This is a genomic window from Microbacterium ureisolvens, from assembly GCF_015278315.1.
Taxonomy (GTDB): domain Bacteria; phylum Actinomycetota; class Actinomycetes; order Actinomycetales; family Microbacteriaceae; genus Microbacterium; species Microbacterium ureisolvens.
Map to the genome: position 1 here is coordinate 172158 of NZ_JADIJE010000007.1, position 12059 is coordinate 184216.

General features: G+C 69.6%; 13 protein-coding genes. 10 read left to right on the top strand and 3 right to left on the bottom strand.

All coding sequences use genetic code 11. From position 1 onward, the window contains the following. The first annotated feature begins 169 nt into the window (after positions 1–169). The 4 genes from IM767_RS12555 to IM767_RS12570 all read left to right on the top strand — a co-directional run bounded on the left by IM767_RS12555 (position 170) and on the right by IM767_RS12570 (position 5644). The gene (locus tag IM767_RS12555; protein ID WP_109211096.1) at positions 170–2260 is read left to right on the top strand and encodes a beta-galactosidase; all 2091 of its coding nucleotides are present in this window, start codon (positions 170–172) and stop codon (positions 2258–2260) included. 44 nt (positions 2261–2304) lie between these two features. Then, complete coding sequence (locus IM767_RS12560) at positions 2305–3654, top strand: ABC transporter substrate-binding protein (RefSeq protein WP_109211095.1); 1350 nt, start codon at positions 2305–2307, stop codon at positions 3652–3654. Positions 3655–3761: 107 nt separating this feature from the next. Then, positions 3762–4721 carry a carbohydrate ABC transporter permease gene (locus IM767_RS12565; RefSeq protein ID WP_239453389.1) on the top strand — a complete coding sequence of 320 codons (960 nt, stop codon included), beginning with the start codon at positions 3762–3764 and terminating at the stop codon, positions 4719–4721. Then, the gene (locus tag IM767_RS12570) at positions 4718–5644 is read left to right on the top strand and encodes a carbohydrate ABC transporter permease (RefSeq protein ID WP_109211094.1); all 927 of its coding nucleotides are present in this window, start codon (positions 4718–4720) and stop codon (positions 5642–5644) included. The genes IM767_RS12565 and IM767_RS12570 overlap by 4 nt, the downstream gene beginning before the upstream one ends. Before the next feature lie 75 nt (positions 5645–5719). On the opposite strand, the gene IM767_RS12575 is transcribed toward IM767_RS12570, so the two are convergent. Beyond that, the gene (locus IM767_RS12575) at positions 5720–6202 is read right to left on the bottom strand and encodes a hypothetical protein (protein ID WP_109211093.1); all 483 of its coding nucleotides are present in this window, start codon (positions 6200–6202) and stop codon (positions 5720–5722) included. A 57-nt stretch (positions 6203–6259) separates the two neighbouring features. Further along, on the bottom strand, positions 6260–6727 hold the full coding sequence (locus IM767_RS12580; protein ID WP_162564323.1) for an Hcp family type VI secretion system effector: 468 nt from the start codon (positions 6725–6727) through the stop codon (positions 6260–6262). A 175-nt stretch (positions 6728–6902) separates the two neighbouring features. Between IM767_RS12580 and IM767_RS12585 the strand changes: the two genes are divergently transcribed. From IM767_RS12585 to IM767_RS12595, 3 genes are all read left to right on the top strand, one after another. After that, positions 6903–8291, top strand: coding sequence for an AAA family ATPase (locus tag IM767_RS12585; RefSeq protein WP_109211091.1), 1389 nt, complete (start codon positions 6903–6905; stop codon positions 8289–8291). 159 nt (positions 8292–8450) lie between these two features. After that, on the top strand, positions 8451–10493 hold the full coding sequence (locus tag IM767_RS12590; protein WP_109211090.1) for a vWA domain-containing protein: 2043 nt from the start codon (positions 8451–8453) through the stop codon (positions 10491–10493). 9 nt (positions 10494–10502) lie between these two features. Beyond that, entirely contained in the window at positions 10503–10829 is a 327-nt protein-coding gene (locus IM767_RS12595) for a putative quinol monooxygenase (protein WP_109211089.1), read from the top strand. A 125-nt stretch (positions 10830–10954) separates the two neighbouring features. Here IM767_RS12595 and IM767_RS21025 read toward each other — a convergent pair whose 3' ends face one another. Then, a complete protein-coding gene (locus tag IM767_RS21025; RefSeq protein WP_275426026.1) occupies positions 10955–11083 on the bottom strand; it encodes a hypothetical protein in 129 nt (42 codons plus the stop codon). Between the two features lie 137 nt (positions 11084–11220). On the opposite strand from IM767_RS21025, the gene IM767_RS12600 reads away from it, so the two are divergent. From IM767_RS12600 to IM767_RS12610, 3 genes are all read left to right on the top strand, one after another. Beyond that, a complete protein-coding gene (locus IM767_RS12600; protein WP_162564311.1) occupies positions 11221–11385 on the top strand; it encodes a hypothetical protein in 165 nt (54 codons plus the stop codon). A gap of 81 nt (positions 11386–11466) precedes the next feature. Next, complete coding sequence (locus IM767_RS12605; protein ID WP_109211088.1) at positions 11467–11781, top strand: TraR/DksA family transcriptional regulator; 315 nt, start codon at positions 11467–11469, stop codon at positions 11779–11781. Further along, on the top strand, positions 11765–12040 hold the full coding sequence (locus IM767_RS12610) for a hypothetical protein (RefSeq protein ID WP_109211087.1): 276 nt from the start codon (positions 11765–11767) through the stop codon (positions 12038–12040). Before IM767_RS12605 ends, IM767_RS12610 begins: the two co-directional genes overlap by 17 nt. The last annotated feature ends 19 nt before the right edge of the window (positions 12041–12059 follow it).

Consider the following 12059-nt stretch of genomic DNA (forward strand, 5'->3'; position numbering starts at 1 on the left):
CCCAGGCGCGACCCCACGAGCCGACGCTCCGGGCCCCAGATGTTGCGGTTCGGTCTCTGTGCTCACGATTCCCGAGTTTCCCTTGACACCGCGATGTTATCGGAAACATACTGAGCCGGCACTGATGTTTCCGAAAACATCCAGCCCCACCACAACGACGGAGTTACCGATGCAGCCCGACCGATCCGGCATCCTTTTCGGCGCCGCCTACTACGCCGAATACCACCAGACGGAACGGATCGATCAGGACCTCGACCTGATGAAAGAAGCGGACTTCACCGTGATCCGCGTCGGTGAGTCGGTGTGGTCGACGTGGGAGCCTCGCGACGGCGAGTTCGACCTGGAGTGGCTGCAGCCGGTCCTCGACGGGGCCCACGCGCGCGGCATCGCGGTCGTGCTCGGCACCCCGACCTACGCCGTCCCGCCGTGGCTGCAGAGCGCCCACCCCGAGATCGCGGCCGAGCTGCGCACCGGGCAGCCGATGCCGTGGGGAGCACGTCAGGAGGTCGACTTCACGCATCCGGCGTTCCGCTTCCACGCCGAGCGCGTCATCCGCGCCGTCGTCGGACGGTACGCCTCGCACCCCGCCGTGATCGGGTTCCAGGTCGACAACGAGCCGGGCATGGTCCTCTTCCACAACCGCGGCACCTTCCGCCGGTTCGTGCGGCGGCTGGCCGCCCAGTACGGGGATGTCGACACGCTCAACCGCGAGTGGGGGCTGACGTACTGGTCGCACCGGCTGTCGGACTGGTCCGACCTGTGGACGCCGGACGGCAACTCGCTGCCCCAGTACGACCTCGCCTGGCGTCGCTACCAGGCCGAGCTCACGACCGAGTTCATCGCCTGGCAGGCCGAGATCGTGCGCGAGTACTCGACGCCGGAGCAGTTCGTGACGACGTGCATCGCGTACCCGCGTGTCGCGGTGGACGACGAGAAGCTCCTCCAGGCTCTCGACATCACGGCGGGCAACCCCTACTACGCGATGCAGGACCACCTCGACGCGACGAAGGAGCTGCCGCCCGTCACGCCCTGGACGACGAGCGGAGTCGCGGCGCTGTTCCGTCAGGCCGACCGGATGTTCTCGTCGAACCAGCAGCGCTTCCTCGTCACCGAGACCGATGCCCAGTCCATCGGCGGGTCCGACTTCAACCTGCCGCCCTACCCGGGCCAGCTCGCGCAGGCAGCCTTCGCGTTCGTGTCCCGCGGGGCCGCGATGATCGAGTACTGGCACTGGCACACGCTCCCGTACGGCACCGAGACGTACTGGGGAGGCGTCCTTCCCCACAGTCTCGAACCCGGACGCGTCTATCGCGAGCTCGCGACGGTCGGTGCCGATCTCGCCGCCATCGGCGATCTGCTCGACGGGTACGAGCCCGACGCCGACGTCGCGATGCTGTGGTCGAACGACTCGCGCTACGCACTGGAGTTCTTCCCGACCTTCCCCACTCCGGGCGGGGACCCGGACCGCTCCTCGTACACGCGCATCTTCGACGCCTTCCACCGCGGCATCGTCGACAGCGGGGCACAGGCGCGGGTCCTGCACCCCGACCAGGCGCTCTCGTGGGGTGCCGTGGAACTGGTCGCTCGGTTCCCGGTTCTCGTCGCCGCCGGCCTCTATGTCGCGACGGACGCCCATCTCGACCTGCTGCGCGACTACGCGGCGGCCGGCGGACACCTCATCGTCGGCATCCGCACCGGCTATGGCGACGAGGAGGCGCGCGCTCGCGTGAGCGTCGCACCGGCTCGGCTGTCGGATGCCGCGGGCGTCAGCTATGAGGAATTCTCCAACCTGCGCGAGCCTTTGGCGGTGCGCGGCGAGGGTGACCTCGAGCTGTCGGCGCACGCCACGGCGACGCTGTGGGCCGACGGGCTCCTCGCGGGCGACGCCGACACGCTGGTGCGGTACGAGCACCCGCGGTTCGGGGATTTCGCGACCGTCACCACCCGTGCGCACGGCGACGGGCGGATCACGGTGGTCGGCACCGTCCCCTCACCGGCGCTCGCGGCCGACATCGTGCGCTGGGCGGCTCCCACCGTCCACGCCGACTCCATCGCCCCCGGACGAGCGCTTCCCGTCACTGTGAGCTCCGGCGCCCTGCCCGACGGACGCCGGGCATGGTTCGTCTTCAACTGGAGCGGCGAATCGCAGACGTTCACCCCTGCCGTCGACCTGGCGGACGCCGTCACCGGCGACCAGCTGTCGGCCGGCACCGAGATCTCCCTCCCGGCGTGGGCAGTCCGCTGCCTCGTCGGAAGGTGAGCACCCAGAGGATCGCCTGATCCCACCGAGAAGAAAGAGCAATCATGAAGAAGGCACGCAGAACAGCAGCGACGCTGACCGTCGGCGCCGCCACGGTCGCCGTGCTCCTCGCCGGGTGCGCCCCGGGCGGGAGCGGCGGCGAGGCTCAGGGACCCATCACGCAGGACCAGATCGACGAGGCGCTCAGCACGCCGACCGAGCTCACGTTCTGGACCTGGGTGCCCGACATCCAGAACGAGGTCGACCTGTTCGAGGCGAAGTACCCCGACATCAAGGTCAAGGTCGAGAACGTCGGTCAAGGTCTGCCGCACTACCAGAAGCTGCGCAGCGCGATCGAAGCGGGCGAGGGTGCCCCGGATGTCGCGCAGATCGAGTATCAGTACATCCCGTCGTTCGTCCTTCCCGAGTCGCTCCTCGACCTCACGCCCTACGGCGGTGACGACCTGTCCGACCAGTTCGTCGACTGGGCGTGGAACCAGGTGTCGCCGGGCGACGAGGTGTGGGCGGTCCCGCAGGATGTGGGCCCGATGGGCAACCTCTACCGCGAGGACATCCTCGCGGCGGCGGGCATCACCGAGCCTCCGGCCACGTGGGACGACTACGCGACCGCGGCCCAGGCGGTGAAGGACCAGACGGGTTCGTACATCTCTAACCTCGGCGCCACGCAGGCGGGTCAGATGATCGGGTTCTTCTGGCAGGCCGGCATCAAGCCGTTCGGCTACGACGGCGAGGAGACCGTCTCGATCAACGTCAACAGCGACGAGGCCAAGCAGGTGGCCGACTACTGGACGCAGCTCATCCAGGCGGACCTGGTCTCGACCGATGTCGACTTCAACGACACCTGGTACCAGGGGCTCGCGAGCGGCAAGTACGCCGGCTGGCTCACCGCGGCCTGGGGGCCGATCTTCCTCCAGGGCACGGCATCCGACACGTCGGGTCTGTGGCGCGCGGCGCCGCTGCCGCAGTGGTCGGAGGGCGAGCAGGTCTCGGGCAACTGGGGCGGTTCGTCCGACGCCGTCCTCGCCTCGAGCGAGAACCCGATCGCCGCCTACGAGCTCGCCAAGTTCATCAACACCGACCAGGAGTCGGCGATGATGCTCGCGACCGAGCAGTTCCTCTACCCGCCGCAGGTGTCGGTGCTCGAGGACCCTGCGTTCGCGGACCAGGAGTCGGAGTTCTACGGAGGCCAGAAGGTGAACGCGCTGTTCGCCGAGATCTCCGAGACGGTCGACACCGAGTTCCAGTGGCTGCCCTTCATGGACTACGTGTACTCCACGTACGAAGAGACGATGGGCACCGTGATCGCCGCCAAGGGTGATATCAGCGACGCCCTCGACACGTGGCAGGACCAGCTCGTGTCGTACGCCGAGGACCAGGGCTTCACCGTCGAGTGAGGTCTGCGGCGCCCGCCGCCCGCGCGGCGGGCGCCGCTCCTCGACCGCTACCGGCTCGGTGCACGGCGCTGGACGCCGGCCCGCAGCATCCATCGAAAGGAGATCCCGTGGCCACCGCATCCGCCGTGCCTGCCGCGCGACCCGCCGCGCCCGCGAAGAAGCGGCGCACCAGTCCCACCAAGCGCAAGCAGTACCGCGCCGCGTACCTCTTCCTCCTGCCGTTCTTCGTCGTCTTCATCACGATGCTCGTGGTGCCGCTCGTCTATGCCGGCTACCTCAGCCTCTTCGAGAGCAAGCTCATCGGCGGCGAGGTGTTCGCGGGCCTGAACAACTACGTCCGCGCCCTGACCGACCCGCAGTTCCTCGGCGGCCTCGGCCGGGTAGCCCTGTTCTTCATCGTGCAGGTGCCGATCATGCTCGGCCTGGCCCTGTTCTTCGCCCTCGCGCTCGACTCGTTCCTCGCACGAGGGTCGAAGGGCATCCGCCTGCTGATCTTCATGCCGTACGCCGTGCCCGCGGTCGTCGCCACGCTGATGTGGGGATACCTGTACGGCCCCGACTTCGGTCCGATCGCGCAGATGGCGCGGGCGATGGGGCTGGGCACACCCGATTTCCTGTCGCCGGAGAACATCCTCGGGTCGATGATGAACATCGTCACGTGGGAGTTCGTCGGCTACAACATGATCATCATGTACGCGGCGCTCCGCGCGATCCCCGGTGAGCTGTACGAGGCGGCCGAGATCGACGGGGCGGGGCAGTTCCGGCTCGCGTGGAGCATCAAGATCCCGGCCATCCGCCCGGCGATCCTCCTCACCGTGATCTTCTCGGTGATCGGGTCGTTCCAGCTGTTCGCCGAGCCGAGCCTGCTCAACACGATCGCCCCGGATGCGATCACCAACGGCTTCACGCCGAACTACTACGCCTACAACGTCGCGTTCATCAACCAGGAGCTCAACTACGCGGCAGCGCTCGCGTTCGTGCTCGGACTCGTGATCGCGATCGTCTCGTACTTCGTGCAGCTCGGATCCGAGCGATCCGCGCGCCGCGAGCGGAAGGGGCTGGCATGACCTCCACCGAGACCCGCACGCTCGTGACCGGGGACCGGGCCCGCCGCTCCGAGCGGCTCCCGGCGTCGTACTCGCGCTCGCGTCGGCGGAGCTGGCTGCTGACGATCCTGCTGTGGCTGTGCGTGCTGTACTTCATCCTGCCGCTGTGGTGGCTGCTCGTGTCGTCGACGAAGGACAACTCCGCGCTGTTCTCGACGTTCGGGCTGTGGTTCGGCCCCGAGTTCTCGTTGTGGGAGAACCTCCAGACGCTGTTCACGGTGAGAGGCGGCCTGTTCACGCGCTGGCTGATCAACACCGTGGTGTACTCGGTGACCGCCGCGGTCGGCGCGACGCTGCTGTCGGCCATGGCCGGCTACGCGTTCGCGAAGTACGAGTTCCCCGGCAAGAAGCTGCTCTTCAGCGCGACCCTCGGCGCGATCATGATCCCGCTGACCGCCCTGGCGCTGCCGACCTACCTGCTGTTCGCGCGGGCGGGACTGACCGACACCCCCTGGGCCGTGATCATCCCGTCGCTCGTCAGTCCGTTCGGGGTGTACCTGATGCGGGTCTACGCGGCCGACGCGATCCCCGACACGCTCATCGAGTCGGCACGCGTCGACGGGGCGGGCGAGTTCCGCACGTTCTGGCAGGTGGGCTTCCGCCTCCTCGGGCCGGGACTGGTCACCGTGTTCCTCTTCTCGCTCGTCGCGACGTGGAACAACTACTTCCTGCCCTTGGTCATGCTCAACACGTCCGACCTGTATCCGATCACCGTCGGCCTCGCGCAGCTGCAGGCGGCCGCGTCGGCGGGCGGCGGCACGCAGGCGCTGTTCTCGACGGTGATCACGGGCTCGTTCGTGTCGATCCTGCCGCTGATCATCGCCTTCCTGTTCCTGCAGCGGTACTGGCAGTCGGGGCTCGCGACGGGGAGCGTGAAGGGCTGATCCTGCGCGGATGACGGATGCCGCGCCGCGGCGTCGTGCGGGAGGCCGGATGCATCGGCCTCCCGCACGGCACTGCTACATCTCCTTGCTGGACGCCTCCGCGAGGCTCTCCGCCATCCTGACGAACGACGCCTGGGCGTTGCCGCCGGCGAGCCGCGACGCCAGCGACGCGAACGCCACCGCCCCCGTCATCTGCGCGGCGGCGACATCCCACGGATCCGGCTGCGGGCCTTCGCCGCGCGGACCGGGAAGCGGGATGGGCAGCCGCCGCGGCCAGCCCGTGCCGCACCAGTCGTCCAGCACCTCCGACACCCAGCCGGGCTGGTCCTCACCGCGCAGGTCGGATTCGAGCACCACCTGGGCGATGTAGCCGGAGAGCTCGGAAGCGGCCAGCAGCCACCGGGGCGGGAGCGGCTGCGGATTGAGCGCCACCGCGTCGAACCTGCTCGCGAGGTGCGCGCGATGGCTGTGCGGTGGGAAGACGTCGAAGATCTCGGGATTGATGCGCCCCAGCAGGGAGAGCATGCGCGCCGTGCTGCTGATCTCGTTCCAACTCATCGGTGACTCCTTCTCGGATCGGTGGATGGATTTCCACGTTCCGTCACGCCGCGCCGGTCACCGCTGGACGCGACCGATCGTGACCGAGACCGGGTCGCCCAGAGAACCGTCGGGCAGCGTCGTCTGGTAGGTCAGGATCACCGTGGCGAACCCCAGGGTGATCTGCACGGCGGGATCCTCGCCCGAGAAGGCGGTGTTCGCCGACGTCACGACGGCGTCCTGCAGGCGCACCGTCAGATAGTCGCCGATCATTCCCGCGCGTCGCGCCGAGAGCAGGACCTCATCCAGGCGGATGCCGCGGGCACAGGCGTCGAAGAGGCGCGGCGTCGCCGCATCCACGCGCAGCGAGATCGCGACATCCGTGAGCGTCGGCTTGCCGACCCGGCCGCCCCCGCCGCCCCCGCCGGCCGGCGCGGCATTCGACACCGCCCAGCTCCAGCTCAGCACCTCGATGGCGCGGGGGTGGCGATCGTCGGCGACCTCGCCCGGGATCGACGCGATGGTGAGGAACTGCTCATCGGCCATGGCCGGCCTCCCCCCGTCCGTGCTCCCCGATTCCCCCGGTCGCGCGATCGCTCGCACGACCACCCCAGAGATACTCCCGGCGGGCGGCGGCCGCAAGAGGGTCGGCGGACGACCGCGGCCGAGGAATTTCCTTGAACCGGCCCCTCCACCCGCCCGACCGGCGTAGCGTGCGGACATGACGCCTTCTCCCGCGATCACGACGGCCGGCCAGCTGCGCGCATCGGGTCACACCTATCGGCCGGTGCGCATCGAGCTGCGCGAGAATCTGCTCGCCGCACTCGCCTCCGGCGAAGACCCGTGGCCCGGCATCCACGGGTTCGACGAGACCGTGATCCCGCAGCTCGAGCGCGCGCTCCTCGCGGGCCACGACATCGTCCTCCTCGGCGAGCGGGGTCAGGGAAAGACCCGGCTCCTCCGCAGCCTCGTGGGTCTGCTCGACGAATGGACTCCCGTCATCGAGGGGTCGGAGCTCGGCGAGCATCCGTTCCACCCCATCGCCCCGGCATCCGTCCGCCGCGCCGGCGAGCTGGGAGACGAGCTGCCCGTCGTGTGGCGCCACCGCAGCGAGCGCTACGCCGAGAAGCTCGCGACCCCCGACACGTCGGTGGCCGACCTCATCGGCGACGTCGACCCGATCAAGGTCGCCGAGGGGCGCTCGCTCGGCGACCCCGAGACCATCCACTACGGCCTCGTGCCGCGCAGCAACGGCGGCATCGTCGCGATCAACGAGCTTCCAGATCTCGCCGAGCGCATCCAGGTGTCGCTGCTGAACGTCATGGAGGAGCGTGACATCCAGATCCGCGGCTACGTGCTGCGCCTCGACCTCGACGTGCTCGTCGTGGCGACCGCGAACCCCGAGGACTACACCAATCGCGGCCGCATCATCACGCCGCTGCAGGACCGCTTCGGCGCCGAGATCCGCACGCACTACCCGCAGACGATCGACGAGGAGATCGCCGTCATCCGCCAGGAGGCCGACCTCGTCGCCCTCGTGCCGGCTCACCTTCTCGAGGTGCTGGCGCGCTTCACGCGCAACCTGCGGGAATCGGATGCCGTCGACCAGCGCGCAGGCGTCTCAGCGAGGTTCGCGATCGCCGGCGCCGAGACGATCGCCGCCGCTGCCCTGCACCGCGCGACGCGCCAGCACGAGGAGGTCGCCGTCGCCCGGCCGGTGGACCTCGAGACCGCCGTCGACGTGCTCGGCGGAAAGATCGAGTTCGAGACCGGGGAGGAGGGTCGCGAGCGCGCGATCCTCGAGCACCTGCTGCGCACCGCCGTCGCGGAGACCGCCCGCGCCCACCTGCGAGGCCTCGACACTCGAGCGCTCGCCGACGCGATCCACGACGGCGCGAGCGTGATGACGGGCGAACAGGTCCCCGCGGCCGAGGTTCTGACGGCGATGCCGGTGCTCGGCGAGTCGGATCTGTACGACCAGGTGGCCGAGCGCCTCGACGCCGCGACACCGGGGGAGCGTGCCGGTGCCCTCGAGCTGCTGCTGGAGTCCCTCTACCTCGAGAAGAAGATCGGCAAAGACAGTGCAGGCGGTGAGACGGTCTATGGCTGACCCGCACCCCGCCCCCCGGTCGCTGAGCCTGTCGTCTCGTCTCAGCCCCCGGTCGTCGAGCGAGCGAGGACGCTTCGTCTCGGCGGCGCTCGCTCAGCGACCGGCTCCCGAGACGAAGCGCCCCGGACCGACGGGCAGCCCGGATGCGAGGCATCCGTAATGCCCCGCTCCTTCCACCGCACTCCCGCGCACACATCCCGCTACGGCAGGTACCACGGCGGCGATCCGCTGGCGCCGCCGGTCGAGGTGCAGTCCGCGCTCGAGGCGATCGGGCAGGACGTGATGTCGGGAACGTCGGCCGAGCGCGCGATGCGCGAGTACCTCCGCCGCGGCGACCGCGACCGGATGGGGCTCGACGACCTCGCCCGGCGGGTGCGCGAGCGCCGCGCCGAGCTCACGCGGCGCCACCGCCTGGACGGCACGCTCGAGGAGGTCAAGAAGCTGCTCGACCGGGCGGTGCTCGAAGAGCGCAAGCATCTCGTCCGCGACGTGAATCTCGACGATGACGTCCGTGCCTTCGCCGAGATGCGGCTCGAGAACCTGCCGGCCTCGACGGCCGCGGCCGTCACTGACCTCGCCGACTACGACTGGCAGAGCCCGAGCGCCAGGGCCGACTACGACCGCATTCGCGAGCTGCTGGGCCGCGAACTGCTCGACCAGCGCTTCGCCGGCATGAAGAACGCGCTCGAGAGCGCGACGGATGCCGACCGCCAGGCGATCCGCGACATGCTCGACGATCTCAACGACCTGCTCGAGAAGCGCCGGATGGGCGAGGACACGCAGGAGGACTTCGACGAGTTCATGCGCAAGCACGGGGACCAGTTCCCCGAGAACCCGCAGAATCTCGGCGAGCTCCTCGACACGCTCGCCGAACGCTCCGCGGCAGCGCAGCGGATGCTCAACTCGATGACGCCCGGACAGCGCGACGAGCTCCTGAGCCTGGCCGAACAGGCGTTCGGCTCACCCGACCTCATGCAGTCGCTGTCGCGCCTCGACGAGAATCTGCGCTCGCTCCGGCCCGGCGAGGACTGGACGGGTTCGGCATCCTTCTCCGGCGATCAGCCGGCGGGTCTCGGCGAGGCGACCGGCATCATGCAGGACCTCTCCGACCTCGATTCGCTGACCGACCAGCTCGGCCAGATGTACCCGGGCGCGCGCATGGACGACATCGATCTCGACGCGCTCGAGCGCCTCATCGGCGAGGACGCCGCCGTCAGCGCCCGCACCCTGCGCGAGCTGGAGCAGGAGCTGAGGGACACCGGGATGCTGCAGCGTGCGTCCGACGGTCAGCTCCGGCTCACGCCGCGGGCGATGCGGCAGCTGGGGCGGGCGCTGCTGCGCGACATCGCCACGCGGCAGTCCGGTCGCATGGGCCGCCGCGAGACGCGCAACGTCGGCGCCGCGGGCGATCGCACCGGTTCGACCCGCGAGTGGGCGTTCGGCGACACCGAGCCGTGGGACATTCCGCGGACGGTCTCGAACGCGGTGCTGCGGACGGTGCTCGACGGGGGCGATGTCTCGGGCGGGGTGCGGCTGGACACTCACGACGTCGAGGTGGTCGAAACCGAGGAGCGCACGCAGGCGGCCGTCGCGCTGCTGGTGGACACGTCGTTCTCGATGGCGATCGACGGACGGTGGGTGCCGATGAAGCGCACCGCGCTGGCGCTGCATCACCTCATCTCGACGAGGTTCCGCGGCGACAACCTGCAACTGATCGCGTTCGCCCGTCATGCCGAGGTGATCGACATCGAGCAGCTCACGGCGAAGGACGCCGTGTGGGACAAAGGCACGAATCTGCAGCACGGGCTGCTGCTGGCGCAGCGCCACTTCCGCAAGAATCCGACGGCGCAGCCGGTGCTGCTGATCGTGACCGACGGCGAGCCCACGTCGCATCTGCGCCCCGACGGGAGCGTGCACTTCGCGTATCCGCCGGACGCCCGCACCGTGGCCGCCACCGTGCGCGAGCTCGACACCGTGCAGCGACTCGGCGCGCAGACGACGTTCTTCCGCCTGGGCCAGGATCCGGGGCTCGCCCGGTTCATCGACGCCCTCGCCCGGCGAGCCGGCGGGCACGTGGTGGCGCCGGAGCTCGACGATCTCGGTCGTGCCGTCGTCGACAGCTACCTCGGCGCGCGGCACACCGGCCGCGGCACGCCCGAGGACTTCGGCGACATGCTGCGCGGGCGCAGCTGGTGGTGGTGAGGAGAGAACATGACCGAGAACACAGAGGCCGTGGTGGTCGTGACGGTGTTCAGGCCACGCCCGGAGGCGAGTGGCGATCTCATCGGGGCGCTGCGTGAGATCCTTCCGGACGTGCATCGCGAGGAGGGGTGCCTCCTCTACGCCATCCACGACGCCGAAGACGGGACGATCGTGCTGATCGAGAAATGGACCTCGCAAGCGCACCTCGATCGCCACAATGAGGGACCGGTGCTCGCCGAGCTGGACCGCCGGGTCGATCCGTTCATCGGTGCTCCGACGACGTGGACGACGATGACCCCGCTCCTGGCAGACCTCGGAGCCGCCGCCGCGCTCTGAGCGGTCGGCAGCGATGTCTCAGGCCTCGATGCAGACGTCGACGACGGATGCCTCGTCCGCGGCTCGAGCCGTCGCAATGAGGCCCGCGGGCTCCTCCGGAGAGGAGCCCGCGTCGTTCGTCGCCCTCACGCGCCCTTGCGTGGCTTGACGAACGCTCGTGACTCCTGGCTCGCGCGCTTCTCGGCGCGCTTCTCCTTCAGCGACGACTGCGCGACCTTCTTTCCGTCGCGTCCTCGCGGTGATCTGCCTGACATGATGACTCGCTTCCCCTCTTTCGGCTGGCGGGTGAACCCACGACCATAGCCGTCTTGCCGGCGATGTCAATTCGCGCAGGGCGCTCGGGAAAACCGGCTGACTTGCCTTTTCCAGGGACCCGGCTATGGTGATGGCCATGATCACGGTGGCCCACACGCGCAGCACGGAGCGTCTCGTCGACGCGTCCGTCGTGACGGCCGTGGCCGACATCGCCGGCGCCCGGCACGAGGTGCTCCCGCCCCGGCGGAACGACGCGGATGGACTGCTCATGCAGCCCACCCGCCGCGCCGCGCCACCGTGAGAACCGTCCATCCCACCGGTCTCACCGGACACCCAGCGCGTCGCATCTGCGGCGCGTTTCTTCGTATCAAGGAGCACATCGATGAAGACCCCCACCACCGACGCCGCTGCTCTCGCCGTCGTGCAGCGCGAGCTCGAGCGCCACCTCGAGGAGCGGCTCGCCGTCATTCAGGAGCTTCAGCCGTTCGCCCTTCCGAGCGTCGACCCCGTCGCGTACCAGACGTCGGCATCCCACCGGCTGGCGGTCGAGCAGATCACCGCGGCGTTGAACCGCATCGCCGAGGGCACGTACGGCCGTTGCACCCGGTGCGGTCGCCAGATCGCGCCAGCCCGGCTCGAAGTGCTGCCGCATGCGGCCGCCTGCATCGAATGTCAGAGCCATGCTGACGCCTCGTAGCCGCAAGCCCGTCGACATCCCGTCGCTCCCGCCGGTCGATCACACCCCGGCCGCCCCCGCTGTGCGCGCACCCCGGGCATCCGCGACCGCCCGGCTGCTGGCGCGTGCGGGTGAGCTCTTCCGGCCGCGAGGCGGCCGGCGCATCGCGCACCGCCGGCTCGTCGACAAGCGGCCGGGGACCCCCGGTCGCGCGGGCCGCGATGGAGGTGACGCCAGCACGTTCCGGGGTGCGACGGCGCGGTTCGTCGCGCTCGGCTGACGGCGGGGTGCGCTCGCCG

What these genes read in the sequence shown, in the direction of transcription:
- IM767_RS12610 (WP_109211087.1), top strand. Translation starts at nt 11,765, where the DNA reads ATGCTGACGCCTCGTAGCCGCAAGCCCGTCGACATCCCGTCGCTCCCG.
- IM767_RS12580 (WP_162564323.1), bottom strand. Translation starts at nt 6,727, where the DNA reads ATGGCCGATGAGCAGTTCCTCACCATCGCGTCGATCCCGGGCGAGGTC.
- IM767_RS12585 (WP_109211091.1), top strand. Translation starts at nt 6,903, where the DNA reads ATGACGCCTTCTCCCGCGATCACGACGGCCGGCCAGCTGCGCGCATCG.
- IM767_RS12570 (WP_109211094.1), top strand. Translation starts at nt 4,718, where the DNA reads ATGACCTCCACCGAGACCCGCACGCTCGTGACCGGGGACCGGGCCCGC.
- IM767_RS12590 (WP_109211090.1), top strand. Translation starts at nt 8,451, where the DNA reads ATGCCCCGCTCCTTCCACCGCACTCCCGCGCACACATCCCGCTACGGC.
- IM767_RS12575 (WP_109211093.1), bottom strand. Translation starts at nt 6,202, where the DNA reads ATGAGTTGGAACGAGATCAGCAGCACGGCGCGCATGCTCTCCCTGCTG.
- IM767_RS12595 (WP_109211089.1), top strand. Translation starts at nt 10,503, where the DNA reads ATGACCGAGAACACAGAGGCCGTGGTGGTCGTGACGGTGTTCAGGCCA.
- IM767_RS12555 (WP_109211096.1), top strand. Translation starts at nt 170, where the DNA reads ATGCAGCCCGACCGATCCGGCATCCTTTTCGGCGCCGCCTACTACGCC.
- IM767_RS12600 (WP_162564311.1), top strand. Translation starts at nt 11,221, where the DNA reads ATGATCACGGTGGCCCACACGCGCAGCACGGAGCGTCTCGTCGACGCG.
- IM767_RS21025 (WP_275426026.1), bottom strand. Translation starts at nt 11,083, where the DNA reads ATGTCAGGCAGATCACCGCGAGGACGCGACGGAAAGAAGGTCGCGCAG.
- IM767_RS12560 (WP_109211095.1), top strand. Translation starts at nt 2,305, where the DNA reads ATGAAGAAGGCACGCAGAACAGCAGCGACGCTGACCGTCGGCGCCGCC.
- IM767_RS12605 (WP_109211088.1), top strand. Translation starts at nt 11,467, where the DNA reads ATGAAGACCCCCACCACCGACGCCGCTGCTCTCGCCGTCGTGCAGCGC.